Origin of the sequence: Enterobacter cloacae complex sp. IR53041, from assembly GCF_049238285.1 — a bacterium.
Taxonomy (GTDB): domain Bacteria; phylum Pseudomonadota; class Gammaproteobacteria; order Enterobacterales; family Enterobacteriaceae; genus Enterobacter; species Enterobacter roggenkampii.
The window spans coordinates 20,847-46,272 of record NZ_JBMKHB010000011.1 but is presented as its reverse complement, the minus strand read 5'-3'; the positions used below and the strand labels follow the sequence as shown (position 1 = coordinate 46,272).

General features: G+C 58.0%; 21 protein-coding genes and 1 pseudogene. 15 read left to right on the top strand and 7 right to left on the bottom strand.

The annotated features are described in order from the left end of the window. Nucleotides 1–25 precede the first annotated feature (25 nt). Nucleotides 26–1,036 (top strand): alcohol dehydrogenase AdhP, encoded by a 1,011-nt coding sequence (adhP, locus tag ACOTXF_RS10150; RefSeq protein WP_008501719.1) that lies wholly within the window; start codon nucleotides 26–28, stop codon nucleotides 1,034–1,036. Between the two features lie 37 nt (nucleotides 1,037–1,073). Here the strand turns inward: adhP and ACOTXF_RS10145 are convergent, their stop codons facing one another. Continuing rightward, a complete protein-coding gene (locus ACOTXF_RS10145; protein WP_045415803.1) occupies nucleotides 1,074–1,586 on the bottom strand; it encodes an RrF2 family transcriptional regulator in 513 nt (170 codons plus the stop codon). A 130-nt stretch (nucleotides 1,587–1,716) separates the two neighbouring features. On the opposite strand from ACOTXF_RS10145, the gene ACOTXF_RS10140 reads away from it, so the two are divergent. The 7 genes and pseudogenes from ACOTXF_RS10140 to ACOTXF_RS10110 all read left to right on the top strand — a co-directional run bounded on the left by ACOTXF_RS10140 (nucleotide 1,717) and on the right by ACOTXF_RS10110 (nucleotide 10,172). Continuing rightward, complete coding sequence (locus tag ACOTXF_RS10140) at nucleotides 1,717–2,919, top strand: NAD(P)/FAD-dependent oxidoreductase (RefSeq protein ID WP_045415801.1); 1,203 nt, start codon at nucleotides 1,717–1,719, stop codon at nucleotides 2,917–2,919. A 139-nt stretch (nucleotides 2,920–3,058) separates the two neighbouring features. Then, entirely contained in the window at nucleotides 3,059–4,678 is a 1,620-nt protein-coding gene (locus ACOTXF_RS10135) for a TIGR04028 family ABC transporter substrate-binding protein (protein WP_047745617.1), read from the top strand. Nucleotides 4,679–4,688: 10 nt separating this feature from the next. After that, nucleotides 4,689–5,632 (top strand): annotated as a pseudogene (locus ACOTXF_RS10130) (ABC transporter permease). Then, entirely contained in the window at nucleotides 5,629–6,480 is an 852-nt protein-coding gene (locus ACOTXF_RS10125; RefSeq protein ID WP_023327540.1) for an ABC transporter permease, read from the top strand. Before ACOTXF_RS10130 ends, ACOTXF_RS10125 begins: the two are co-directional and overlap by 4 nt. Next, entirely contained in the window at nucleotides 6,477–8,084 is a 1,608-nt protein-coding gene (locus ACOTXF_RS10120; protein ID WP_048962770.1) for a dipeptide ABC transporter ATP-binding protein, read from the top strand. The genes ACOTXF_RS10125 and ACOTXF_RS10120 overlap by 4 nt, the downstream gene beginning before the upstream one ends. Beyond that, on the top strand, nucleotides 8,081–9,070 hold the full coding sequence (locus ACOTXF_RS10115; RefSeq protein WP_047745610.1) for a putative FMN-dependent luciferase-like monooxygenase: 990 nt from the start codon (nucleotides 8,081–8,083) through the stop codon (nucleotides 9,068–9,070). Before ACOTXF_RS10120 ends, ACOTXF_RS10115 begins: the two co-directional genes overlap by 4 nt. A 10-nt stretch (nucleotides 9,071–9,080) precedes the next feature. Further along, nucleotides 9,081–10,172, top strand: coding sequence for an alkylhydroperoxidase domain protein (locus ACOTXF_RS10110; protein WP_023327543.1), 1,092 nt, complete (start codon nucleotides 9,081–9,083; stop codon nucleotides 10,170–10,172). 6 nt (nucleotides 10,173–10,178) lie between these two features. Here the strand turns inward: ACOTXF_RS10110 and araJ are convergent, their stop codons facing one another. After that, nucleotides 10,179–11,354: an MFS transporter AraJ gene (araJ, locus tag ACOTXF_RS10105; RefSeq protein ID WP_047745608.1), complete on the bottom strand. Its 1,176-nt coding sequence runs from the start codon at nucleotides 11,352–11,354 to the stop codon at nucleotides 10,179–10,181. Between the two features lie 189 nt (nucleotides 11,355–11,543). Then, nucleotides 11,544–12,137 carry a YbjP/YqhG family protein gene (locus tag ACOTXF_RS10100; protein WP_223861880.1) on the bottom strand — a complete coding sequence of 198 codons (594 nt, stop codon included), beginning with the start codon at nucleotides 12,135–12,137 and terminating at the stop codon, nucleotides 11,544–11,546. 261 nt (nucleotides 12,138–12,398) lie between these two features. Here ACOTXF_RS10100 and ppk2 point away from each other — a divergent pair, with 261 nt between their 5' ends. Continuing rightward, nucleotides 12,399–13,217 (top strand): polyphosphate kinase 2, encoded by an 819-nt coding sequence (gene ppk2 / locus ACOTXF_RS10095; RefSeq protein WP_008501727.1) that lies wholly within the window; start codon nucleotides 12,399–12,401, stop codon nucleotides 13,215–13,217. 58 nt (nucleotides 13,218–13,275) lie between these two features. Here the strand turns inward: ppk2 and fdnI are convergent, their stop codons facing one another. Genes fdnI through fdnG form a run of 3 tightly spaced genes read right to left on the bottom strand, consistent with a single transcriptional unit; the run spans nucleotide 13,276 to nucleotide 17,868 of the window. Further along, entirely contained in the window at nucleotides 13,276–13,932 is a 657-nt protein-coding gene (gene fdnI, locus ACOTXF_RS10090) for a formate dehydrogenase-N subunit gamma (RefSeq protein ID WP_008501728.1), read from the bottom strand. Then, on the bottom strand, nucleotides 13,925–14,809 hold the full coding sequence (fdxH, locus tag ACOTXF_RS10085; RefSeq protein ID WP_047745603.1) for a formate dehydrogenase subunit beta: 885 nt from the start codon (nucleotides 14,807–14,809) through the stop codon (nucleotides 13,925–13,927). The genes fdnI and fdxH overlap by 8 nt, the downstream gene beginning before the upstream one ends. A gap of 11 nt (nucleotides 14,810–14,820) precedes the next feature. Beyond that, nucleotides 14,821–17,868, bottom strand: a complete 3,048-nt coding sequence (gene fdnG, locus ACOTXF_RS10080) for a formate dehydrogenase-N subunit alpha (protein WP_232926915.1) — start codon at nucleotides 17,866–17,868, stop codon at nucleotides 14,821–14,823. 220 nt (nucleotides 17,869–18,088) lie between these two features. On the opposite strand from fdnG, the gene yddG reads away from it, so the two are divergent. Together yddG and ACOTXF_RS10070 are read left to right on the top strand one after the other, a co-directional pair. Beyond that, nucleotides 18,089–18,967, top strand: a complete 879-nt coding sequence (gene yddG / locus ACOTXF_RS10075; RefSeq protein WP_047745598.1) for an aromatic amino acid DMT transporter YddG — start codon at nucleotides 18,089–18,091, stop codon at nucleotides 18,965–18,967. 628 nt (nucleotides 18,968–19,595) lie between these two features. Beyond that, complete coding sequence (locus ACOTXF_RS10070; protein WP_032647384.1) at nucleotides 19,596–20,705, top strand: porin OmpC; 1,110 nt, start codon at nucleotides 19,596–19,598, stop codon at nucleotides 20,703–20,705. 52 nt (nucleotides 20,706–20,757) lie between these two features. On the opposite strand, the gene ACOTXF_RS10065 is transcribed toward ACOTXF_RS10070, so the two are convergent. Beyond that, nucleotides 20,758–21,702 (bottom strand): LysR substrate-binding domain-containing protein, encoded by a 945-nt coding sequence (locus tag ACOTXF_RS10065; protein WP_008501734.1) that lies wholly within the window; start codon nucleotides 21,700–21,702, stop codon nucleotides 20,758–20,760. A 170-nt stretch (nucleotides 21,703–21,872) separates the two neighbouring features. Here ACOTXF_RS10065 and ACOTXF_RS10060 point away from each other — a divergent pair, with 170 nt between their 5' ends. From ACOTXF_RS10060 to ACOTXF_RS10045, 4 genes are read left to right on the top strand one after another with little or no spacing between them, the layout of a single operon-like run. Next, a complete protein-coding gene (locus ACOTXF_RS10060) occupies nucleotides 21,873–22,823 on the top strand; it encodes a branched-chain amino acid ABC transporter permease (RefSeq protein WP_032663474.1) in 951 nt (316 codons plus the stop codon). 8 nt (nucleotides 22,824–22,831) lie between these two features. After that, a complete protein-coding gene (locus ACOTXF_RS10055) occupies nucleotides 22,832–23,938 on the top strand; it encodes a branched-chain amino acid ABC transporter permease (RefSeq protein ID WP_045415778.1) in 1,107 nt (368 codons plus the stop codon). After that, nucleotides 23,935–24,702 carry an ABC transporter ATP-binding protein gene (locus ACOTXF_RS10050; RefSeq protein ID WP_047745592.1) on the top strand — a complete coding sequence of 256 codons (768 nt, stop codon included), beginning with the start codon at nucleotides 23,935–23,937 and terminating at the stop codon, nucleotides 24,700–24,702. The genes ACOTXF_RS10055 and ACOTXF_RS10050 overlap by 4 nt, the downstream gene beginning before the upstream one ends. Further along, nucleotides 24,695–25,414 (top strand): ABC transporter ATP-binding protein, encoded by a 720-nt coding sequence (locus tag ACOTXF_RS10045; RefSeq protein WP_023292329.1) that lies wholly within the window; start codon nucleotides 24,695–24,697, stop codon nucleotides 25,412–25,414. The genes ACOTXF_RS10050 and ACOTXF_RS10045 overlap by 8 nt, the downstream gene beginning before the upstream one ends. Nucleotides 25,415–25,426 lie beyond the last annotated feature (12 nt).

The following is a 25,426-nucleotide window of genomic DNA, read 5'->3' as shown; positions in this document are numbered from 1 at the left end:
TCTTATCATGAACAAGGAGATACACATGAAGGCTGCTGTTGTCACTCAGGACCACCAGGTCAACGTCACCGAAAAAACCTTACGCCCGCTTAAGCATGGGGAAGCCCTGCTGAAGATGGAGTGCTGTGGCGTATGCCATACCGATCTTCACGTGAAGAACGGTGATTTTGGCGACAAGACCGGGGTTATCCTGGGCCATGAAGGAATTGGTATCGTGAAAGAAGTCGGCCCTGGCGTGAAGTCGCTGAAAGTCGGCGACCGCGCAAGCGTGGCCTGGTTCTTTGAAGGCTGCGGCCACTGCGAATACTGTAATTCCGGCAACGAAACCCTGTGCCGTGACGTGAAAAACGCCGGTTACTCCGTCGACGGCGGCATGGCGGAAGAGTGCATCGTCACCGCGGATTACGCGGTAAAAGTGCCGGACGGTCTGGATTCGGCGGCGGCCAGCAGCATTACCTGCGCTGGCGTGACCACCTACAAAGCGGTGAAGGTGTCGGGTATTAAACCGGGCCAGTGGATTGCGATTTACGGTCTGGGCGGGCTGGGCAACCTCGCGCTGCAGTACGCCAAAAACGTCTTTAACGCCAAAGTCATCGCCCTTGACGTTAACGACGAACAGCTGAAGCTGGCGGCCAGCATGGGCGCGGACCTCACCATCAACTCCCGCAGCGAAGATGCCGCTAAGATTGTGCAGGAAAAAACCGGCGGCGCGCATGCCGCAGTCGTCACTGCCGTCGCAAAAGCGGCCTTCAACTCGGCGGTAGATGCCGTGCGTGCCGGTGGCCGCGTGGTCGCGGTTGGCCTGCCGCCGGAAGCGATGAGCCTCGATATTCCGCGTCTGGTGCTGGACGGCATTCAGGTGGTGGGTTCGCTGGTCGGCACCCGCCAGGACCTGCAGGAAGCGTTCCAGTTCGCCGCTGAAGGTAAAGTGGTGCCGAAAGTAACGATGCGTCCGATCGAGGACATCAACGCCATCTTTAAAGAGATGGAACAGGGCCAGATCCGTGGCCGTATGGTGATCGACTTACGCTCGTAAACACCTTTTGCCGGGTAGTGGCTACGCCTTACCCGGCTCATTGCGACGACGAACGACGAACTGAAATCCACTCCTGAACCTCAATCTGGAAGGTGTCCGGCGCTTTTCGGTACATTTTACGCGCCAGGTCGAGAATAGTATGACGCGCGAGCTCCTCTTCCATCCGCTGCTGCGCGCTGTCCATGACTGAACGTACTCCGCACGGGCCGTCGCAGACCCAGGCAGGCGGTGCCTCATCAAACACGGCCAGACGCTGGCGCACTTCACGACATTCGAACATGTTTTTCTCGCCGTCAATGGCATGCGCCACATCCAGCACGCTGATCAGCTCCGCCGGACGCGCCAGCTTAAAGCCCCCGCCCTTACCTTCCGTACTGATGACCAGCCCGGCACGTGACAGGCGCGTGAAGATTTTGCCGAGGTAGTCATACGGCACGCCCTGCAAGGCAGCCATCTCCCGGACGCTCATCTCACGCTCGTTGCCCTTCGCATCCACCATACACATCAGACTGTGAATGCCGTATTCCACACCGGAACTGTAAAACGCCATGGTTAACTCCGAATTAGTGTTCGGAGCATTATAACGATTTTTAACTCAGAAAGAAGTTGTCGGAGTTAACTCCGACAAGTATAGTGGCAGTTATGTCAGGCATGAAGCCTGGCGGGAGAAAGGATCGAATATGAAAAAGCAGATTTTAATCGTAGGCAGTGGTTTTGCGGGTATGTGGGCAGCCGTGAGCGCGGCACGTCTCTCTGAGCAGCAGGGTAATGACAGTCTGGAGATTGCGGTACTGGCCCCCTTACCCGAACTGCGCGTTCGGCCACGGTTCTATGAGGAGAAGGTGTCAACGCTGGTCGCCCCGTTGACTGACCTGTTTGCCGAGCTTGATATCACATTCATAGCCGGACACGCGGAACAAATTGATACCACGGCGAAAACCGTTTCATACCGGATGTCCGGTGGCGCGCATGCTACGGCTTCCTACGATAGGCTGATCCTCGCCACGGGCAGTCAGACCAAACGCCCACCGATTGCCGGCCTGGCTGACTACGCCTTTGACATCGACCAGCTGGAATCCGCACAGGTATTTGAGCGTCACCTTGATTCACTGGCGTTACGTCCCTCCACGCCCGAGCGCAACACCGTGGTAGTTTGCGGAGGCGGCTTTACCGGCATCGAGCTGGCAACGGAGCTACCTGCCCGACTGCGTGCCCGTTTTGGCGACAATACAGAGATTAAAATAGTCGTAGTTGAAAGGGGGCCAGTCATTGGCGGCCGCTATAGCGACGCATTGCGTAAAACGATTGCAGAGGCGAGTGAGGCGCTGGGCGTTGAATGGCGGCTGGAGAGTGAAGTTGAAGCCATTGATGCTCACGGCGTAACGCTGAAAAACGGTGAACGTATTGCTGCTGCGACCGTCGTCTGGACCGCAGGCGTCGAGGCAAATCCCCTCAGCCTGCAGATAGACGGTGAACGCGATAGCCAGGGCCGCCTGGTTGTGACAGAGACGTTGCAGGTCCCCGCACATCCTGACGTCTATGCCACCGGCGATATGGCTCACGCCAAAACAGACGATGCGGGCAACACGGCGCTGATGACCTGCCAGCACGCGATCCAGCTAGGAAAATTTGCCGGACATAACGCTGCCGCCAGCCTGCTGAACGTTGATCCCTACCCTTATCGTCAGGTGAACTATGTCACCTGCCTGGATTTAGGCGGATGGGGTGCGGTTTATACCGAGGGCTGGGATCAGGTCGTTAAGTCAGTCAGGGGTGACGCCAAAAAGATCAAGATCGCCATCACTAACGAGCTGATCTACCCCCCAGCGGCGGATAAAGCGGTCGCGTTTGCCGCCGCAGACCCGCTGGCGAAATTCGTTTAGCTCCCGCTTTCGCCCCGTTCACGGGGCGTTTATATTTTCAGTTTCCGGCAATCCTTATCTTAATTCCTTTGTTCCCTTGTTTTCCCCCGCGCCCGATGATGAATCCGACGCTAACAAGAAGATAACAAAGGAATTCACCATGCAAACCCCATTTCGTCTGCCGCTGCTGACGGCGCTGATTCTGACGACCACCGCCGCCTGGTCCGCCGATGCGCCGGTCAAAGGCGGCACGCTGATTTATCTGGAGCAACAGGCGCACACTAACCTCTACCCGCCCGCCGGCGGCTTCTACCCGAACGGCGGCATCCTGAACCAAATCACCGACAAGCTGACCTGGCAGAACCCAAAGACGCTGCAGGTCGAACCGTGGGTGGCGGAAAGCTGGACCACCAACGCCGATAAAACCGAATACACCTTTAAAATTCGCCCGGGGATCACCTTCTCCGACGGCACGCCGCTGGACGCCAACGCCGTAGCGAAAAACTTTGATACCTACGGCTTAGGTAACAAGGCGCAGCGCCTGCCGGTGTCAGAAGTGATCAATAACTACGATCGCAGCGAAGTGGTCGACCCGCTGACCGTGAAGTTCTACTTCAAAAAACCGTCACCGGGGTTCCTGCAGGGCACGGCCACGATTGGCTCGGGCCTGGTCTCGCTCAGCACGCTGAAGCGCAACTTTGAAGAGCTGGGTGACGCCCGGCATATCATCGGCTCCGGCCCGTTTGTGGTGAAGGACGAGAAGCTGGGTCGCGAAGTGACGCTGGAAGCGCGTAAGGACTACCAGTGGGGGCCCAAAAATCTGGCGCAGCAGGGGCCAGCCAATCTGGACGGCATCAAGTTTATCGTGACTCAGGAAGACAGCGTGCGCGTCGGTGCCCTGCTGGCCGGTCAGGCCGACTTTATTCGCCAGGTGCAGGCGTATGACGAAAAGCAGGCGACAGACCAGGGCTATAAAATCTACGCTGCCCCGACGCGCGGGGTGAACGACAGCATCAGCTTCCGCCCGGATAACCCGCTGGTCGCCGACGTTCGCGTTCGCCAGGCGCTGCTGCATGCCACCAATGCAAAACAGGTGGTCGAGACCCTCTTCTCGGCCAACTATCCGCAGGCGAAGTCGGTGATTGCCGATTCCGCCGCTGGCTTTGTCGATCTCAGCGACAAATTGACCTTTGACCCGGCAAAAGCCAACCAGCTGCTGGACGAAGCGGGCTGGAAAGCGGGCAGCGACGGGATCCGCGCCAAAGACGGCCAGCGGCTGGCGCTGACGGTGTATGAATCCCTGCCGCAGCCGCAAAACAAAGAGGTGCTGCAGCTGGTTGCCCAGCAGTGGCGTCAGGTGGGCGTGGCGCTGAGCGTGAAAGCCGGTGACGCAGGCAGCCGCACGCTGGATAACCTTGACCCGCTAAAAACCCCGTTAACCGTCTCCGAAGTGGGCCGCGCCGATCCTGACGTGGTGAAAAGCATATTCTACCCCGCTAACCGCGACGCGCTGCTGCAAAAAGGCGGCTCCAGCGACAAGGTCAAAAGCTTCCGTGACGACAAGCTGAATGCGCTGCTGGTGGATATCTCCGCCGAAGTCGACCCGCAAAAACGCCTGCAGCTGACCGGCGATGCCCAGCGCTACCTGCTGGATAACGCCTACGTCATTCCGATCTTCGAGGAACCGCAGGTCTTTGCCGGTGCGCCGTGGCTGAAAGGCGTGAATTTTGAAGCGGTCGGCCGCCCGTCGTTCTACGGCGCGTGGCTTGAGAAACATTGAGGAGCTGACGATGCGCCACGCACTTCTTCAACGCTTTGGCACGGGCTGCTGGTACTGTGGGCCGCCTTTACCCTCTCGTTCGTGTTGCTCCAGGTGCTGCCGGGCGACGCGGTGCTGATTAAATTTCAGAACCCCGACCTGGGCTTGAGCCCGGCGCAAATCGAGGAGATGCGCGTGGCCTACGGCGCGGACAGCCCGCTGTGGCAGCAATACGGCCACACGCTGCTGGCGATGCTGCGCGGGGATTTCGGCTACTCGTTACAGGCCGGCGTGCCGGTCAGCGAGCTGATTGCCAGCAATCTGCCGGATACCCTGAGCCTCGCCCTGCCCGCCTTTTTACTCGCGGTCCTGCTGGCGTTTGCGCTGGCCTTTGCGTCGCGTCTGCCGGGTCTGCGCTGGCTAAGTAATACTCTCCAGTCTCTACCGGTCCTGTTTATCTCCTTACCGACGTTCTGGCTGGGGATTGCCCTCATCCAGCTCTTTTCTTTCCAGCTGCGGCTGATCCCGGTGATTAACCCGACGCCGCTGCAGGGGCTGATCCTGCCGATCGTGACCGTCGCGATCCCGATCTCCGCCCCGCTGGCGCAAATCCTAATGCGCAGCCTGGACCAGGTGGCGACGCAGCCGTTTGTCGCCGTGGCCCGCGCCAAAGGGCTGAGTGAAACCGCCGTCCTGTGGCGTCACGTCACCGGCAACGCCCTGCTGCCGGTACTCAATATTGCCGGGCTGCTGCTGGGCGAGCTGATTGCCGGAGCGCTAATCACCGAAACCGTATTTGGCCGCAGCGGGCTCGGGCAGCTGACCCAGCAGGCGGTAAATAACCAGGACATCGCCGTGCTTCAGGCGGTGGTGATGATTTCCGCCCTCGGCTTTGTCCTGATCAATCTGCTGGTGGACCTGCTGATGCCGCTGCTGGATCCCCGCCTGCAAACCTTTACCGGAGGTGCATCATGAGCCTGGTCGATTACGCTGCCGCGGCGCGAAAACGCGTTCCCGGCTGGCAGGGCGTCGCGTGGCAGCCGGGACTGTGGCTGGCGTGGGCGGTGATTATTCTCGCGATTTTTGCCGCCGTAGCCCCCGGCCTGTTAACCCACTACAGCCCGATTGAGGGCATCGCCGGAGCGCAACGTCTGGCGCCGCAGGCGGGCCACTGGCTCGGCACCGATCAGCTTGGCCGCGATGTTTACACCCGTATTGTGTACGGTGCGTCCCACTCCCTGAGCGCGGCGCTCGCTGCCGTCACGATGGGGCTGGTGGTGGGCACCGGTCTCGGGGTGATCGCCGGGGCGTTCGCAGGACGCGTCGAGTCTTTCCTGATGCGTTTTGTCGACGTGCTGTTGTCCATTCCGTCTCTGCTGCTCTCGCTGACGGTCATTATTCTGCTCGGGTTTGGCACCGTTAACGCCGCCATTGCCGTCGGCGTGGCCTCCATTGCCAGCTTCGCCCGCCTCGCGCGCGGTGAAGTGGTGCGCATCCGCCATACGGATTATGTCGAGGCGGCGTTCGGCAGCGGCGGGACGTTCCTGGCGGTGCTGTGGCGACACATCCTGCCCAACGCCTTAACCGCCGTCCTTGCCTTTGCCACGCTACAGTTTGGTCAGGCCATTCTGGCCCTCTCCACGCTGAGCTTTCTCGGCTACGGCACCCCGCCGCCCGTTCCGGAATGGGGCTTATTGATCGCCGAAGGGCGTAACTATCTCTCTACCGCCTGGTGGTTAACCACCTTCCCCGGCGTGGTCGTCATCGCCGTCGTGCTGGCCACCAACCGTATCAGCCAGCAGTTCAGCGGAGGCCTGAAATGACCGTACTCTCGGTAGAAAACCTGACCATCAGCTACCGTACCGCGCGCCGGTGGCGCGAGGTGATGCATAACGTCAGCTTCGCCCTTCAGCGGGGGGAAATGCTGGCCTTTGTCGGCGAATCCGGTTCCGGCAAAACGACCACGGCGCAGGCGATCATCGGCCTGCTGGCGGATAACGCCCGTCGGGATGCGGGGAAAATCGTGCTCAACGGCGAGGAGATTAGCCGGTGGTCAGCGAAGCGACTCGATACCCTTCGCGGGGCGCGAATCAGCCTGGTTCCGCAGGATCCGGGTAATTCACTCAATCCGGTGAAGACGATCGGCGCGCAGGTCGGGGAAATTATTCAGCTGCACCAGAAGGTGACTCACGCCCAACGCGACGAGCAGGTGCTCGCCCTGCTGAAAAAGGTCGGCCTGAGCCACCCCGAACAGCGCATGACGCAGTATCCGCATCAGCTCTCCGGCGGGATGAAACAGCGCGTGCTGATTGCCATCGCCATTGCCCTGAGCCCGGACGTCATCATTGCCGATGAGCCCACCAGCGCGCTGGACGTGACGGTGCAAAAACGCATTCTCGACCTGCTGGATATCCTGCGCCGGGAATCGGGTACCGCCGTTCTGTTTGTCACCCACGATCTGGCCCTGGCAGCCCAGCGCGCGGACAGGCTGCTGGTGTTTCGCAACGGTGAGGTTCAGGAGCATGGCGACACCGCCGATATCGTCCGCACGCCGCAGCACGCCTACACCCGTCAGCTGCTGAGCGATCTTCAGGGCCAGCGCCTGACCATCGCCCCGGTAGCCGGTCTCCCGCTCGCGTCACCGGCCATTCGCGCCCGCGCCATCAGCAAACGGTTCTCGCTGGGTAAAGGTCATCAGCTGCAGGCGCTGGATCGGGTGACGTTTGACGTCAGACGCGGCAGCACGCACGCGCTGGTCGGTGAATCCGGCTCCGGGAAAACTACCCTCGCCCGTATTTTGCTGGGCTTTGAACAGGCTGACAGCGGGCAGGTCATTATTGACGACATTGATGCCACCGACCTCAGCCGCGAGGCCCGCCGTCAGCTGCGCCAGAAGATCCAGTTTGTTTACCAGAACCCGTTCGCCTCTCTCGACCCGCGTCAGACGCTGTGCGAGATCATCGAAGAGCCCCTGAAGAACTTTTCTCGCCTCGCCAAGGCGGAGCGAAAGGCCCGGGTGGAGACCGTGGCGCAGCGGGTTGCCCTGCCCGTCGAACTCCTGACCCGCACCGCAAGGGAGCTTTCAGGCGGACAGCGCCAGCGCGTAGCCATCGCCCGGGCGCTGATCCTGGAACCGACCATTCTGGTGCTGGACGAAGCCACCTCCGCGCTGGACGTCACCGTCCAGGCGCAGATCCTGGCGCTGCTTCAGCAGCTGCAGCAGCAGCTGGGATTAACCTACCTGTTCATCACGCACGATCTCTCTACCGTTCGCCGGATCGCCCACAGCGTCACGGTGCTGCGCAGCGGTCAGGTGGTCGAACACGGTGACGTCGAGACCTTATTCCCGTCACCGCAGAACGACTATACCCGCGAGCTGATTGCCGCCATTCCCCATTTTTCACCCGCTACGGAGGAGTTCGCATGACGCGAAAACGCCTGGGATTTTTCACCCGCCTGCTTGACGACGCCACGCCGAAAGAGCGCTATCGTCTGGCAACTGAACAGATCCGCCACGCCGAACGCCACGGTTTTGACAGCGCCTGGATCGCGCAGCACCACTTCCATGAGAATGAAGGCGGCCTGCCGTCGCCGCTGCTGTTTCTTGCCCACGTTGCGGCGCATACCGAAACCATCCGGCTGGGCACGGCCATCATCACCCTGCCGATGGAAAACCCGCTGCGTGTGGCGGAAGATGCGGCGGTGCTGGATTTACTCGCCGATGGACGTCTCGAAGTCGGTTTTGGTTCGGGCGGCACGCCGACCTCTTTCCTGCCGTTCGGACTGACGTTTGAACAGCGCGGCGCGGCCTTTGCCGACCATTTACATGTGATCCAGAGCGCCTGGCGCGGGGATTCACTCACCCATCCGGATAACCTCCTCTACCCGCCAGCGCCACAGCTGGCTGACAGGATCTGGATTGCCACCTTTTCCGTCGACGGCGCCGTTCGCGCCGCGCGGGCCGGACACGGTTTGATGCTCTCCCGCACGCAGCCGCGTCCGGCAGACCAGTTGGATCTCACGCTCGACGCGATTCAGAACCCGATTGTGGATGCCTACCTTGAGGCCCTGCCCGCCGGTATCGCACCGCGCATTCTGGCCTCCCGTACGGCATTCGTCGCCGACAGCGATGACTATGCGCTGAAGGTTGCGACGCCGGGTCTCACCAGACAGGCCCAGCAGCATCGCGCTGCCGGACATACGGTTAAAGGTGACACCGTCACCGATTTTCGTCGCCAGTTCGACGCCCACATCGGTTCGCCCGAGACGGTGCTGCGTTCGCTGCAGGCCGATTCCGTTCTCCGGCGCGCCACGGACATCTCATTCCAGGTCCATTCGGTCGAGCCCACCCATCGCGACACCCTGCGCTCTATCGAACTGATCGCCGAACATATTGCCCCCCACATCCTTTGAGGAGACACCTATGTCATTAAGTCACGACATTCTCGCCGAGCTGGCGGAAATCAAACCCGGTTCCCCTCTGGCAGAGGCGCGCGCCACGCGGGACGCCGCCACGCGCCACGCCCAGGGCAGCTACGAAATCTTATTTACCCAGCAGGATAGCGATTTTGCGCTGGACGAGCGCTTCGCCGTCGCGGCAAAAGTTGCGAGGTGGCACAACGCGGAGGCGCTGGCCGCGCACTATGCGGGGTTTGGCCTGGCAGACCCGACCTCAGACCGTCTGACCCCGGCGCTCAATTTCGCGCGCCTGCTGACCTTCTCCCCCGTCGAAGCCACGCCGACATCGTTAAGGGCGCTGACCCAGGCGGGTTGGAGCAAGGAAGGCATCGTGACGCTGGCGCAGCTTATCGCCTTTGTCAGCTTCCAGAGCCGACTGATTGCCGGGCTGCGGCTGCTGAACGATAGGCCCGTCGCCACAAGCGATGCGCCGGTGGCGGCAGGCGTCTGGCACACGACCGCCACCACGGCCACCGGGAAGGCGGCTCCCGTCGCCTTCACCCAGCAGGAGCTGGGCTGGGAGCCGTGGATCGCTGCCAAACCGCTGGCGGATTTTCGTGATGACGAGGTTGCGATCCTGGCGAAATTTGGCCACACCGATTCCGACTATTTCCGCCTGCTGGGGCGCAACCTGCCGGTGCTTGAACAGCGCACGCTAACGGATAAGGGGATTTTTTATACGCCGGGGGGGTTGCCGCGCGCCGAGCGCGAGCTGGCCGCAACGGTCGCCAGTAAAATTAACGGCTGCATCTACTGCGCATCTGTCCATGCGCGGAAAGCCAGCCAGCTGTCAAAGGATGACGCGGCGGTAGAGGCCCTGCTGGCCGTGCGTCCGGGACAATCCCTGAGCGAGGGGCAGTCTGCGCGCTGGCAGGCGGAGATTAATTTTGCGGCAGCGCTGTCGGTTACCCCGCCTGCCGCCACGCCGCTGCACCTTGCCGCGCTGGAAAAAGAGGGGCTGGACACCTTAGCCCAGCTTGATCTGGTGCAGTCCGCCGCGTTCTTCGCCTGGGCCAACCGCCTGATGCTGACCCTGGGCGAGCCCTGGCTTGCCTGACTTCCATCAGGCTAGCGCACGCGCGTTAGCCTGAGCCTGCCTGGCACGCAGGTAACCGTAGATCAGTAATGCACTCATGGCCGAGAACGAGAGTAACGCCGCAGGCAGCGTGACGTAGCGCCAGCTAAAGCCGAGGGTAATCATCATCCCGCCAAAGTACGCCCCGATCGCACTGCCGAGATTAAACGCCATCTGCCCTCCGGCCGCCCCCAGCATCTCGCCGCCCTTCGCATTTTGCAGAAGCAAAATTTGCAGCGGCGCAGAGAGCGCGAACAGACCGGCGCAGCAGATAAAGCCCATCACCAGCGAGGCCGTTTTCAGTTCGCCCAGGGCGAAAAGCAGCAGCAGCGAGGCGACAATCACCATGTCGGTAGTCGCCGCAATGCGCAGCGGGCTAAAGCGCCCCGAGAGCTTGCCGCTCAGCAGATTGCCCAACACCATGCCAAGGCCCATCAGCATCATGATGATCGTCATCATGCCTTCAGAAAAGCCAGAAAGGTTGACCATAAACGGCTTAACGAAGCTGAACCATGCGAACACACCGGCGTTACCAAACATGGTGGCGGCAAAAATCAGCCAGGGCTCCGGTTTCTTCAGGAACTGGAACTGCTCGGTCAGTTTAATTTCTGCTTTGTCATGGATATCCGGCACCCAGATCAGCACCGAGAGGATCACCAGCGCATCGAACAGGGCTATCAGGAAAAAGGTATAACGCCAGCTGAACTGGTGCCCCAGCCAGGTGCCGAGCGGCACACCCACCAGGTTGGCGACGGTCATTCCGGCGATCATCCCGGCCACCGCGACCGTCACCTTCCCCGGCGGCGCAATTTTAGACAGAATAATCGCCCCGACGCCGAAAATCGCGCCGTGCGGAAAACCGGAAATCAGGCGCCCGGCCGCCAGCCAGAAATATGACGTAGAAAACGTAAACAGAGCGTTCCCGACCGCGCACAGGGCAACCAGAAACAGCAGCGTGGTTTTTAACGAGAACTTGCCTGAGAACAGCGCCACAATCGGGGCGCCAATCACCACGCCGAAGGCATAAAACGAGATCATATTCCCGGCGGAGGGAATCGAAATACCGGTGTCACGCGCCAGCTCGGTTAACACGCCCATAATGCCAAATTCAGCCATGCCCAGGCCAAATGTGCCAAGCGCCAACGAAAATATTGTCTTTTTCATACCTCAACCACGGGTTAATCACTCGCAGCGGGCATTATTGAATAATCTTGTATGGTGAGCCAGTTCAAATCAGATGGCTGACAGGTTAATCCATTAATTCAGGGGTTTTCTCCAACTGCTACGCGGTGGGATTGGCAAACAAAAAGCCCCGGCAGGCGTCAGGGCTTTAAAGGGTTTAAGGTCTGGCTTTTACGGTGTGCTTTCTGCCGCTGCTTTAGCGCGTGTAATCGCGCCAGCATCGAAAATTGGGTGCTCGTGATTGTTCGTTACGTCACGAACGCGGTAAATTTTCCATGCATCATCTTCACGACGAAGAAATACCTCAAGATGGATGCTTCTCCCGTTACCCGCCCCTTCAATAACCTGGACTGCTTCACCGTTTAAAAATGGTCTGGCGTTTTCCACTCGTAACGCAGGTATCCATTCACGGGAGTAATCTTGGGTATACGTAAAATAGTCAGACTCTATTAACTCTTGTTCAGAGATTTCCTGAATAGCATTGATACGAGCAATAGTATCAGCAGAAACATATTTACGCAGTTCGTCGGCAGGATAAGGCCTGGTTTCATCGCTGCCGAATACGGAAAGATAGGATTTATAAAATGATTCTGTAGCGTCTTGTGCGCTACGTTCTTGATTGGCAGCCGAACAGCATCCCACCAGCAACATAACGAATGATAACAATATTCTTTTCATCAGTGCATCCTTAGCACATTCACTATGAGAGCACCCCAGAGCGTGTGAACGGAGATAAGAAACCGCAGCGTCTTTATTCCAACTCATTCTTAGTTCCTTTAAGTAAATAAGAATGAAATTATCGCATTAACCACATATAAAGAACGGGATTAAACGTGCTGATTTTATTGAATCCTCAGCATTCTTATAGGGGAATGGGTGCTCAGCACCTTCGTGAATACTTCAGTATCAGCTTAAAAAAGCATTGTGAAATTAATTACCTAAAAACAAAACGCATAATAACAAGTGGATTACACTTCATAGTGCGGCCTCGCTTTTTCCACGCCGGACAACCTGAGGATGACAATCATGGGAAGCAAAAAGAAAACCCCTGTCGCTGTTGATGTTGTATCGAATGCACCGCTTAAGACCAAAGAGTATGAAAAAGAGCTCCGCCGCCTGCACGTCGAACTGGTTAAGCTCCAGCAGTGGGTCGTCGCCAAAGGGTTAAAAGTGTGTATTGTTTTTGAAGGACGCGACGGTGCTGGCAAAGGCGGCACCATTAAAGCGATCACCGAGCGCGTCAGCCCGCGCGTGTTTCGCGTTGTTGCGCTCCCTGCCCCAACGGAAAAAGAAAAAAGCCAGCTCTACTTCCAGCGCTATGTGCCCCACCTGCCTTCGGCTGGCGAAATCGTGATCTTCGATCGCAGCTGGTATAACCGCGCGGGCGTTGAGCGGGTGATGGGGTTCTGCACGGAAGAACAGGCAGAGAAATTTTTGGACGGCGCGCCGGTTATGGAAAAAGCGATGGTCGATGCAGGGATTATCCTCCTGAAGTACTGGCTGGAGGTGACGCCGAAAGAGCAGGAGCGCCGCCTGCGCGACCGTATTAACGATGGGCGTAAGATCTGGAAGCTGTCGCCGATGGATATTAAGTCTTTTAACCTGTGGGATGAGTATACCCTTGCGCGCGACGCCATGTTTGAAGCCACCGATACCGCCTGGGCGCCGTGGTTTGTGGCGCGTTCAGAGGATAAAAAACGCGTGCGCCTGAATATTATTTCGCATCTGCTTTCGCAGATCCCGTATAAAGAAATTCACGTCGACAAGGTGGATTTACCGAAGCGCAAAATCGGCAAGGTCAAACCCACGAAATACCCGTTCCGGTATGTGGAAGAGCGGTTCTGATTTGAAGAGTAGGCCCGCGCAAGCGCAGCGCCGCCGGGCAAAGCCGACGGCGCAGGTTTTACTTCATCCCTTCCGTACTTTCCTGTTTCGCTTCCAGCCGTTCCACATCACGGTACCAGCGCGGATGGTGTTTCTGCGCCCAGCGGCGGCTCACCTTCCCTTCAATCATGCCTTTAATCGATCCTTTCACCCAGAACGCCATATACATATGGATCAGGATGGCGTGAATCAGAATGATGGCCGACGTCGCGTGGATCAGCAGCGCGTAGCGAATCACCTGTATCGGGAAGTAGTGTGCAAAATACGGACGCCAGATCATCACCCCGGTCACCAGCAGCACAAAAATCATGCTCATGATGGTCCAGAACATCATCTTCTGCCCGGCGTTGTATTTCCCCACCTTCGCGACTTTGTGCTCGTTACCCTTCAGGACTTCAACGATCCCTTTCACCCACGGGATATCCTGCTTGTCCGGGATATTGTGATGGACGAAGCGCACGAACATAAACATCAGCACCACGAAAATCAGCACGCCGAAGAACGGGTGCAGAATGCGCCCCATCTGCGGCGTACCGAAGGTTTCGGTCAGCCACTGCAGCGTCGGGAAGAAGAACGAAATTCCCGATACCGCCACCAGGAAGAAGCAGATCACTACCGTCCAGTGACATGCGCGATCGACAAATTTGGTGCGCACTATCATTTTCGACTTACTCATGATGCTCCTCCTCGTCGTCATCCACCTCTTTGTTTGGCCCGATACCGATGTAGTGATAAATCAGCCCGGCAAAGGTGGCGATAAAGCCCGCCGCGGAGAGCGGCTTGAGCGCCCCTTTCCACAGGTTGATGGCGGTATCGATCGCCGGATCCTTCGGCAGGTTGTGGTACAGCTCCGGCTGGTCGCTATGGTGCAGCACATACATGACGTGCGTGCCGCCCACGCCCTGCGGGTTGTAAACGCCCGCTTTGTCGTAGCCCCGCGCTTTGAGCTTATCGACGCGCTCTTGCGCCACGTCCAGCATCTCTTTTTTGGTGCCGAAATGAATGGCGCCGGTTGGACAGGTCTTCACGCAGGCAGGCTCCTGCCCGACGCTGACGCGGTCCACGCACAGGGTGCATTTGTATACCCGGTTATCCTCTTTATTGAGGCGCGGGATATTAAACGGACAGCCCGCGATGCAGTACCCGCAGCCGATGCAGTTGTCCTGCTGGAAATCGACGATCCCGTTGGCGTACTGGATAATTGCCCCGGCAGACGGGCACGCCTTCAGGCAGCCCGGATCTTCACAGTGCATGCAGCCGTCTTTGCGGATGAGCCACTCCAGCTTGCCGTTCTGGTCGGTTTCGCTAAAGCGCATCACCGTCCAGGATTTGGCGCTCAGATCCGCCGGATTGTCGTACACCCCAACGCAGTGCCCCACCTCGTCGCGAATATCGTTCCACTCCGAACAGGCCACCTGACAGGCCTTACAGCCCACGCAGGAGGAGACGTCGATAAGCTTGGCGACCTCTGCCTTGTAGTCCCGCGCGCGGGGCGCGGGCGTTATCGGGTTGGTCGCGGAGCGTTTAATAATGTCTTGTGTTTCCATCGCCATTTAATCGCTCCTTACGCTTTCTCGATGTTGACCAGAAACGCTTTGTACTCCGGCGTTTGCGAGTTGGAATCGCCGACGTTTGGCGTCAGGGTATTGGCTATGTAGCCTTTCTGCGCCACCCCTTCAAAGCCCCAGTGCAACGGGATACCGACGGTTTCCACCTGCTGGCCGTGCACGTTCAGCGACTGCAGGCGGCGGGTGACCACCGCCACCGCGCGGATAAAGCCGCGCTTGCTGCTCACCTTCACGCGATCGCCGTTGGCGATGCCCTTCGCTTTCGCCAGCGTTTCGCTTATCTCCACAAACTGTTCCGGCTGCGCGATGGCGTTAAGCCGCGCGTGCTTGGTCCAGGTATGGAAATGCTCGGTCAGGCGGTAGGTCGTCCCTACGTACGGGAACTTGTCCTTTTTGCCCAGGCGCAGCACGTCGTCTTCGTAGATACGCACCACCGGGCTGGAGACCACGTTCGGGTGCAGCGGGTTGGTGCCGAGCGGCGTTTCCATCGGCTCGTAGTGTTCCGGGAACGGCCCTTCCGCCAGCTTGTTGAGGGCGAACAGGCGTCCCAGCCCTTCCGGCTGCATGATAAACGGCCCGGTGTTGCTGCCCGGCGCGGCGGTGCTGTAGTCCGGGATGTCGTTCCCCGTCCACTTCGTCCCGTTCCACTGGATCAGCATGCGCTTCGGATCCCACGGCTTGCCGTTCACGTCGGCGGACGCACGGTTGTACAGCACGCGACGGTTCAGCGGCCATGCCCAAGCCCAGCCCAGCGTGTTACCCAGGCCTGACGGGTCAGCGTTGTCGCGGTTGGCCATCTGGTTACCCTGCTCCGTCCAGCTGCCGGTGTAGATCCAGCAGGATGATGCCGTGGTACCGTCGTCACGCAGCAGCGCGAAGCTGTTCAGCAGCTGGCCTTTCTTCGCCACCAGATTGCCGTTCGCGTCATACAGATCCGCCAGCGCCACGCCGTTGTTCTCTTTCGCGACCTCTTCGGATTCAGGACGATCCGGCTGCTTGTAATGCCAGCTCATCTTCAGCAGCGGCTCTGCACCTTTGCCGCCTTCGGTGCGGTACATTTCGCACAGGCGGTGGTAAATCCCGGCCAGGATCTCGCCGTCGTTTCGCGCTTCGCCCGGGGCGTCCTGGCCTTTCCAGTGCCACTGCAGCCAGCGGCCGGAGTTGGCAATGGAGCCGTCCTCTTCCGCAAAGCAGGTGGACGGCAGGCGGAACACTTCGGTCTGAATCGACGCCGGATCGACATCGTTCGATTCCCCGTGGTTCTGCCAGAAGGTGGAGGTCTCGGTCACCAGCGGATCGATAACCACCATGTACTTCAGCTTGCTCAGGCTGCGAACGACTTTGTTTTTGTCCGGGAAGGAGGCCACCGGGTTGAAGCCCTGGCAGATATACCCCGTGACGTCGCCCTTATCCATCATGTTGAAATACTTGATGACGTCATAAGCCTGATCCCACTTCGGCAGCCACTCAAAGCCCCAGTCGTTCTCTTTCTGCGCCGCATCGCCGTAGAAGGATTTCATCAGGCTGACGTAGAACTTCGGATAATTGCTCCAGTAGTTCACCTGATCCGGCAGCGTCGCTTTTGGCGTATTGGCCTCAAGATATGCTTGCAGATCGGCCTGCTTTTCAGACGGCAGCGTCAGGTAGCCCGGCAGGCTGGTGGAGAGCAGACCGAGATCGGTCAGACCCTGAATGTTTGAGTGGCCGCGCAGCGCGTTCACGCCGCCGCCTGCCATCCCCATGTTGCCGAGCAGCAGCTGGATCATCGCCATGGTGCGGATGTTCTGCGCGCCCACGGTGTGCTGCGTCCAGCCCAGCGCGTACAGGAACGTGGTGGTTCTGTCGGCGGCGCTGGTGGAAGCCAGCACTTCACACACCTTCAGGAAGTCCGCTTTCGGCGTGCCGCAGATGTTCTCCACGACGTCCGGCGTATAGCGGGAGACGTGCTGTTTCAGCAGGTTCCACACGCAGCGCGGATGCGTGAGCGTTTCATCGCGCATCGCATAGCCGTTTTCATCGAACTGATAGTTCCAGGACGTTTTATCATACTGGCGTTTTTCGGCGTCATAACCGCTAAAAAGCCCGTCTTCGAAGGCAAAATCATCCCGCACCAGCAGGTTCGCGTTGGTGTAGTGCTTAACGTAGTCCGCGTTAATTTTGTTGTTTTCGATCAGGTACAGCAGCACGCCGGACAGGAACGTAATGTCCGTACCGGAGCGGATCGGCGCATAGATATCGGCCACCGATGCCGTACGCGTAAAGCGCGGATCGACGACGATAAGCGTCGCATCGTTGTTGTTTTTCGCTTCCATCGCCCAGCGGAACCCCACCGGATGGGCTTCAGCGGCGTTACCGCCCATCACCACCACGACGTTCGCGTTTTTGATATCAACCCAGTGGTTGGTCATCGCACCGCGACCAAATGTTGGAGCAAGACTTGCTACCGTTGGTCCGTGTCAGACGCGCGCCTGGTTGTCTACCGCCAGCATGCCGAGCGAGCGCACAAATTTTTGCGTCAGCATGCCGGTTTCATTACTGGCCGCCGAGGCGCATAGCATGCCGGTGGAAAGCCAGCGGTTGACCGTCACGCCCTGCGCGTTCTTTTCAATAAAGTTGGCGTCGCGGTCGGCTTTCATCAATTTCGCAATACGGGAGAAGGCCTCATCCCAGGAGATACGCTGCCATTTGTCGGAGCCCGGCGCGCGGTATTCGGGGTAGCGCAGGCGGTTTTCGCTGTGGACGTAGTCCAGCAGCCCCGCCCCTTTCGGGCATAACGCCCCGCGGCTCACCGGATGATCCGGATCCCCTTCAATGTGATAAATCGCTTCTCTGGCGTTCTTCGCGCCATCGCCCAGGCTATACATTAAAAGCCCACAACCCACGGAGCAGTATGTGCAGGTGTTACGGATCTCTTTGGCGCGCAGCAGTTTATAGTTGCGTGCCTGAGCCAGCGCCATTTTGGGAGCAAATCCCAGCATTGCGGCTGTTGTTCCGGCCATACCGCCCGCGCAGATTTTAAAAAATTGTCTGCGGCTGACGTCCATTGCTGTCCTCGTTATCTGAAAAGACTTCGCGCCGCAAACTAACAGCAAAGCCCCTGATTTTTTTGCGTCAAATCAAGGTCATCAGCCTTCCCCCCCTTAATAGTCACCTCCGCAACGTTTCATTACCCCTTTTTGATTAACGGCTTAAGAGAATAATTCACGACAGCGACAGGCGTAATGCGATACATTTTTCCTTTAATTTTTATTGTGATGGCGAATAATGGACAGAAAGAGAGCAACGCTTATTGGGCTGGCGGCGATACTGTTATGGAGCACCATGGTCGGCCTTATTCGCAGCGTGAGTGAGGCATTGGGCCCTGTTGGCGGTGCAGCGATGATTTACACCCTCAGCGGATTACTGTGTCTGGTGACGGTAGGATTTCCTGATATCCGACGGTTTTCTCCCCGCTATCTTATTGCCGGCAGCGTTTTATTTGTCAGCTACGAAATATGTCTGGCGCTGTCGCTGGGCTATGCCGCAACGCGATCGCAGGCGATTGAAGTGGGCATGGTCAATTACCTTTGGCCGAGCCTGACGATCGTATTTGCGATTTTGTTCAACGGGCAAAAGTCTACCCTGTGGGTGATCCCCGGCTTGCTCATTTCGCTGCTGGGCGTGTGCTGGGTATTGGGCGGCGAAGAAGGATTACACCTTGAGGAAATAACCCGGAATGTCGTTTCCAGCCCTCTGAGCTATGCGCTGGCGTTTGCCGGGGCCTTTATCTGGGCCGCCTATTGCACCGTTACCAGCAAATTTGCGAAAGGGCAAAACGGCATCACCCTGTTTGTTTTGCTGACCGCGCTGAGTCTGTGGGTGAAATATGCCCTGAGCGATCAGCCCGACATGGTGTTCACGCTTCCGGTAGTCGTGAAGCTGGTTATGTGCGGTATCGCGCTTGGGTTTGGTTACGCCGCCTGGAATATTGGCATCCTGCACGGTAACGTCACGGTTCTGGCTGCCGTATCCTATTTTACCCCCGTGCTTTCTGCCGCGCTTGCCGCCGCGGTGCTAAGCTCCCCCCTGTCATTCTCGTTCTGGCAAGGCGCGCTGATGGTCTGCGCCGGGTCGTTGCTCTGCTGGTACGCCACACGAAAATAACGCTGCTCGACTGGCCGGGGGAATTTCAACCCGGCAACATAATTAACATAAATTTAAAATGTGATCAGACATCAGAATATTTATCATGATAATAGAGCGTCTGTTTAAGTTCGGTTTATATTGAACGCCTTCTGTAAAGCCACCTGAAGCGAGTTGACACAAACTGACAACCCAATGAAATTAGTGAGTAATGAATATTAACGCTCAGGATAGCATGGCGTGCAATAATTCAGCTCTGACAGTTTTATGATAATATGCGGAATAGACGCTGAAAAATCAAATAACCCATTGTTTTTAAAGAAAAGCAGCAATACCACCCTCATTAAACCCTCGAAAATTGCGAAATTTAACGCGATAAACAAAAACCATCATAAATTATAGTAAAAGCAATAATCCCACTGACTAAATAACTATTAATCGTATAAATTCCGACCACATTGTTTGAATGATCGCCTTCTCAGACGATCGAGATCACACTAATTGAAATTATCTCTAATATTTTGAAACTTATTATTGAAATAAGACTACGAGATTTTTAAGAATAGCATGCCATTGACGAACAGCCTCGTTTAGAAATCGTTCAAAGTGGTTCAGGAAATACCGAAAAAAATTATAAGGAACATTTAAGATGAAACTTAAATTAGTTGCAGTGGCAGTCACTTCCATGCTGGCAGCAGGCGTTGTTAACGCTGCCGAAATTTACAACAAAGACGGTAACAAACTGGATCTGTACGGTAAAGTGACAGGTCTGCACTATTTCTCTGATGATGCTGGCGCAGATGGCGATAAAACCTACATGCGTATCGGCTTCAAGGGTGAAACCCAGGTTAACGATCAGCTGTCCGGTTACGGCCAGTGGGAATACCAGATTCAGGGCAACAAAGACGAAGGCGACAACCAGTCCTGGACTCGTGTGGCGTTTGCAGGTCTGAAGTTCGCGGAAGCAGGTTCATTCGATTACGGTCGTAACTACGGCGTGATTTACGACGTGACCTCCTGGACCGACGTTCTGCCAGAATTCGGCGGTGACACCTACGGTGCCGACAACTTCCTCCAGTCTCGTGCTAACGGCGTGGCAACCTACCGTAACCAGGACTTCTTTGGTCTGGTTGATGGCCTGAACTTTGCTCTGCAGTATCAGGGTAAAAACGGCAGCGTAAGTGGTGAAAACACCAGCGGCCGCAGCCTGCTGAACCAGAACGGTGACGGCTATGGCGCATCCCTGACTTACGATCTGGGCGAAGGCTTCAGCGTAGGTGGTGCAATGTCCTCCTCCCGTCGTACCGCTGACCAGAATGCGGCTGGCGTATACGGTGAAGGCGACCGCGCCGAAGTGTACAGCGGCGGTGTGAAATACGACGCGAACAACGTTTACCTCGCGGCGCAGTACTCTCAGACCTACAATGCAACCCGTTTCGGTACCTCTAACAACAAGCGTACCGACATTTACGGCTTTGCAAATAAGGCGCAAAACTTCGAAGTTGTGGCCCAGTATCAGTTCGACTTTGGCCTGCGTCCGTCTATCGCTTACCTGCAGTCTAAAGGCAAAGACATCGAAAACTTCGGCGACCAGGATCTGGTGAAATACATCGATGTTGGCACGACCTATTATTTTAACAAAAACATGTCCACCTACGTGGATTACAAAATCAACCTGCTCGATGACAACAAGTTCACTCGCCAGGCAGGCATCGGTACCGACAACATCGTAGCGCTGGGTCTGACCTACCAGTTCTAAATCTTGTCTCTCCAAAAGCCAGCTGAACAGCTGGCTTTTTTATCGCCCTCTTTTACCCGCCAGACGACTCCCCGCCCGCTGCCCGCCGCAGCCAGTTTTGCAGCAGCTTGCCGTCCTCGGTCATCTCTGAATCTGAGCGCACGCAGAGGTAATAGTCGCGTCCGTCATCAATCGGTAGGTCAAAGATCTTCACCAGCTCACCGCTCTCAAGATACGGCGCAATCAGCGGCTCCCGCATCAGCGCACACCCCAGACCCGCCTGTACGCCCGCCAGCGTCAGCAGACCGTCCTCAAACATTGGACCGCTGCGGCGAACGGGACGCTTCACCCCCTGCTGTACAAACCACTGCGCCCACGTCGTGCGCTCCTCATCGTGCAGCAGCGGCATCTGCAGCAGTTGCTCAGGCGTGTCGATATGGCCGTGAATACGCAAAAACGCGCGGCTGCACACCGGCACCATCTGTCCGGAAATCAGCTTTTCACTCTGATAGCCCGCCCACTGCCCGTTACCAAAACGAATCGACATATCCGATGCGTCGCTCAGATAGTTACGATGGTTGGCATAGACCACGTTGATCTCGGTTTGGGGATTGGCGCGCATGAACGCAGGCAAGCGCGGGATAAACCACCCCATACCAAAAAGCGGGATCAGGCTGATGGTGACCTGACGCGTTTGCGCCTGCTCCGCCAGGTGCTCCGTCGCCTGGCGCAGCACGTTAAACGCCGCACGGATCGAGCGGTAGTATTCACGCCCGTGCTGGCTCAGCACCAGCCTGCGCCCCTGACGCTCCGTCAGCGGCATTTGCAGGTACCCTTCGAGCACCCTGAGCTGATGGCTGACGGCCGACGGAGAAATGTCCAGCTCCTGCGCGGCCAGCGTGACGCTGCCCAGCCGGGCAATGGCCTCAAAGGCACGCACAGCCCGAAGCGGCGGATCGTTTGCAAGGCGACTTTCTGCATACGCAGGCAGGCCAACCAATTGTTCTGTTTTATTCATATGTTGATTTCTTTAGGCTTTTCACCCAAAAACAGGTCTTCATTATATTTATATAAATCATAAAGATAGAACAATATCTATTTATCATAAGAAATAATAGATGTGTATTTTACAATTTTATTCATTTATTGGATGGTAGCCGCAGAACGAGCACTTTGCGGGTACAGACGTTGGATACACTCATACAACAACTGATCAACGGTGTGATGCTGGGAAGCATCTACGCGCTGATCGCGCTGGGCTATACCATGGTGTATGGCATTTTGCGCATTATTAACTTTGCTCACGGCGATATTCTGATGGTCGGCGCGCTCACCACGCTCTCCGCCAGTAATGCCCTGAATACCACTTTTCCGCATATGCCGCAGCTGTTGCAGCTCGGCGTTGCCCTGATGATTGCCATGGCCGTCTGCGCCCTGCTGGCGATGGCCGTGGAACGCTTTGCCTACCGTCGACTGCGCAACGCGCCGCGCCTCGCGCCGCTGATCTCGGGTATCGGCGTTTCGGTCCTGCTGCAAACCGTGGCGATGATTATCTGGACGCGCAACCCGCTGATGTTCCCGCAGATCCTGCCGATGGACCCTATCGCCGTCACGTCCGGCAGCGAAGCGCATCCTCCTGCCATCGTCACCGTCACCGGTATCGTCACCGTTGTCCTGGCGCTGGCGGTGATGACCGGGCTCTGGCTGCTGGTGGAATACACCCGTCTGGGGCGCGGCATGCGCGCCGTGGCGGAAAACCCGCGCGTGGCCACGCTGATGGGGGTTAACCCAAACGCCATCATCACCCTGACGTTTGCGATTGGCGGGGCGTTTGCCGCGCTGGCAGGCGTGATGATGGCCAGCAACTACGGTAACGCCAGCTTCTCGATGGGCTTTTTGCCCGGGATCAAGGCCTTTACCGCCGCCGTGCTGGGGGGCATTGGCAACATTCGGGGCGCCATGATTGGCGGCATTCTGCTCGGCATTATCGAAGCGCTGGGAGCAGGCTACCTGGGTGAACTGACCCACGGCGTATTTGGCAGCAACTATCAGGATGTCTTTGCCTTTATGGTGCTGATCCTGGTGCTGGTCTTCCGTCCGGCTGGCCTGCTGGGCGAGCGCGTGGCGAACAGGGCGTAAGGAATTCCATGACAACACTTCAACTCCAGACCCCGGCGACGACGCGCAAATTCTGGTCAGGCATGAGCCTGTTCTGCTTCGCGCTGCTGATTGCGCCCGTGGTAGCCACGCAGCTTGGCGGCAACTACTGGGTGCGCGTCATCGACTTCGCCCTGCTCTACATCATGCTGGCGCTCGGGCTTAATATTGTGGTCGGCTATACCGGCCTGCTGGACATGGGCTTTATCGCCTTTTACGCGGTCGGCGCCTACCTCGCGGCACTGATGGCCTCCCCGCACCTGCTGGAGGTGTTTCCGATCCTCGGCGTCTGGTTCCCGGACGGGCTGCACACCTCGTATCTGCTCATTATCCCGCTGGCCGCCCTCGTGGCGGCCGTCTGCGGGATTTTACTCGGTGCGCCCACGCTGAAGCTGCGCGGGGACTACCTGGCGATAGTGACCCTCGGCTTTGGCGAAATTATCCGCATCCTGATGCGTAACCTCGACCGTCCGGTAAACATTACCAACGGCGCAAAGGGCATTACCGGGGTGGATACGCTGAACCTGTTCGGCCTGAAGTTCAGCGGCGTATACCACTGGTTTGGTTTCAAAGTACCCGCGCTGTGGCTGTGGTACTACCTGCTGATGCTGGTGATTATCACGATCGTCTTCGTCTGCCTGCGCCTGCAGCATTCCCGTATCGGCCGCGCCTGGCACGCCATCCGCGAGGATGAAGATGTGGCCCGTGCGATGGGCATCAACGTGCGTAACTATAAGCTGCTCGCCTTTGCGATGGGCGCCTCCTTTGGCGGCGTAGCGGGTGCGCTTTTCGGCGCGTTTCAGGGCTTTGTCTCCCCGGAATCCTTCACCTTACAGGAATCGATTGCCGTACTGGCGATGGTGGTGCTGGGCGGTATGGGGCACATTCCGGGCGTGATCCTGGGCGCGGTACTGCTTACCGCCCTGCCGGAACTGCTGCGCAGCCAGGCAGCGCCGGTGCAGCAGGCGCTGTTCGGTACGGTGCTGATTGATCCTGAAGTGTTGCGACAGCTGTTTTACGGTCTGGCACTGGTGCTGGTGATGCTGGTGCGCCCGTCCGGCATCTGGCCGGTACGCCACAAGGAGGTGAAGGCATGAGTCTGTTAACCGTACGCAACATGTCAAAACGCTTCGGCGGGCTGACTGCCGTGGATGACGTTTCGATTACCGTGAACAGAGGCGAGATCTACGGGCTGATCGGCCCCAACGGCGCGGGAAAAACCACCTGCTTTAACCTGATCACCGGGCTTTATCCGGCGGACAGCGGCGAGTTTTCGATTGCCGATAAGCCCTACTTCCCGAAGCAGATAGAGAAAGTGACCGCCGCCGGGATTGCCCGCACCTTCCAGAACGTGCGCCTCTTCAACGAGATGTCGGTGCTGGAAAACGTGATGGTGGGCCGCCACGTGCGCACCCGTAACGGCCTGTGGGCCGCGCTGAGCCGCCATAAACGCGCTCGCGAAGAAGAGAAGCAGACCCGCGAGCTGGCCTGGCACTGGCTGGACTATACCGGCATTGCGCAGTTCGCCCACTATCGCGCCTGCGACCTGGCCTATGGCCATCAGCGTCGGCTTGAAATCGCCCGCGCGCTGGCAACGGATCCGCTGCTGCTGGCGCTGGATGAACCCGCCGCCGGGATGAACGCGGCGGAAAAAGTGGCGCTCGGCGAGCTGCTCATCCGCATCCGCGATGACGGCAAAACCCTGCTGATGATTGAACATGACGTCAAGCTGGTGATGGGCATCTGCGATCGCCTGACGGTGCTCGATTACGGCAAAACGCTCGCCACCGGCACGCCGGAAAGCGTGCGGCGCGACCCGGCAGTGATCGCCGCCTGGCTTGGAGGTAACGCCCATGTCTGAATTACTGAAGGTGGAACGTCTGGACGTGCATTACGGCGGCATTCAGGCCGTACGCGATGTCTCCTTTACCCTGCGCGAGGGCGAACAGGCTACGCTGATCGGCGCTAACGGCGCGGGGAAAAGCTCCACCGTGCGCGCCATTACCGGGCTGGAAAGCTTTAGCGGCAGCATTGTCTTCAGCGGTAAAGCGGTACGTAAACAGAGCCCGGAGACCCTGCTCCGCGACGGACTGGTGATGGTCCCGGAGGGCCGCGGGATCTTCTCCCGCATGACGGTTCTGGAAAACCTGCAGATGGGCGCCTGGCTCAGGCGTGACACTGTCACCGTCAGGGGCGAGATGAACGAAATTTTCGAACGCTTCCCGCGTCTGGGCGAGCGCCAGCATCAGCTTGCCGGGCTGCTGTCCGGCGGCGAGCAACAGCTGCTGGCCCTTAACCGCGCCCTGCTCAGCCGCCCGCGCCTGCTGATCCTCGACGAGCCGTCAATGGGCCTTGCCCCGAAGATGGTCGAGAACATATTTGCCGTTATTGCCGGGCTGCGCGAGCGCGGCGTCGCCCTGCTGCTTATCGAACAAAACGCCCGGCTCGCGCTGGAAGTGACCGACAGCGCGTGGGTAATGGACAGCGGCAGCATTGTTCATCATGGCGAATCGACAGCGATGCTCAACGACGACCAGATTGCACAGATTTATTTGGGCGAAATGCCCGTTTAACCACACCAGCCA

Bases quoted from the DNA above. Each gene is read 5' to 3' on its own strand.
- yddG (WP_047745598.1), top strand. From the start codon at position 18,089: ATGGACAGAAAGAGAGCAACGCTTATTGGGCTGGCGGCGATACTGTTA.
- ACOTXF_RS10065 (WP_008501734.1), bottom strand. From the start codon at position 21,702: ATGAATAAAACAGAACAATTGGTTGGCCTGCCTGCGTATGCAGAAAGT.
- ppk2 (WP_008501727.1), top strand. From the start codon at position 12,399: ATGGGAAGCAAAAAGAAAACCCCTGTCGCTGTTGATGTTGTATCGAAT.
- ACOTXF_RS10135 (WP_047745617.1), top strand. From the start codon at position 3,059: ATGCAAACCCCATTTCGTCTGCCGCTGCTGACGGCGCTGATTCTGACG.
- ACOTXF_RS10145 (WP_045415803.1), bottom strand. From the start codon at position 1,586: ATGGCGTTTTACAGTTCCGGTGTGGAATACGGCATTCACAGTCTGATG.
- araJ (WP_047745608.1), bottom strand. From the start codon at position 11,354: ATGAAAAAGACAATATTTTCGTTGGCGCTTGGCACATTTGGCCTGGGC.
- ACOTXF_RS10055 (WP_045415778.1), top strand. From the start codon at position 22,832: ATGACAACACTTCAACTCCAGACCCCGGCGACGACGCGCAAATTCTGG.
- ACOTXF_RS10045 (WP_023292329.1), top strand. From the start codon at position 24,695: ATGTCTGAATTACTGAAGGTGGAACGTCTGGACGTGCATTACGGCGGC.
- ACOTXF_RS10050 (WP_047745592.1), top strand. From the start codon at position 23,935: ATGAGTCTGTTAACCGTACGCAACATGTCAAAACGCTTCGGCGGGCTG.
- adhP (WP_008501719.1), top strand. From the start codon at position 26: ATGAAGGCTGCTGTTGTCACTCAGGACCACCAGGTCAACGTCACCGAA.
- ACOTXF_RS10110 (WP_023327543.1), top strand. From the start codon at position 9,081: ATGTCATTAAGTCACGACATTCTCGCCGAGCTGGCGGAAATCAAACCC.
- fdnI (WP_008501728.1), bottom strand. From the start codon at position 13,932: ATGAGTAAGTCGAAAATGATAGTGCGCACCAAATTTGTCGATCGCGCA.
- ACOTXF_RS10140 (WP_045415801.1), top strand. From the start codon at position 1,717: ATGAAAAAGCAGATTTTAATCGTAGGCAGTGGTTTTGCGGGTATGTGG.
- fdxH (WP_047745603.1), bottom strand. From the start codon at position 14,809: ATGGCGATGGAAACACAAGACATTATTAAACGCTCCGCGACCAACCCG.
- ACOTXF_RS10100 (WP_223861880.1), bottom strand. From the start codon at position 12,137: ATGAGTTGGAATAAAGACGCTGCGGTTTCTTATCTCCGTTCACACGCT.
- ACOTXF_RS10070 (WP_032647384.1), top strand. From the start codon at position 19,596: ATGAAACTTAAATTAGTTGCAGTGGCAGTCACTTCCATGCTGGCAGCA.
- ACOTXF_RS10120 (WP_048962770.1), top strand. From the start codon at position 6,477: ATGACCGTACTCTCGGTAGAAAACCTGACCATCAGCTACCGTACCGCG.
- ACOTXF_RS10125 (WP_023327540.1), top strand. From the start codon at position 5,629: ATGAGCCTGGTCGATTACGCTGCCGCGGCGCGAAAACGCGTTCCCGGC.
- ACOTXF_RS10115 (WP_047745610.1), top strand. From the start codon at position 8,081: ATGACGCGAAAACGCCTGGGATTTTTCACCCGCCTGCTTGACGACGCC.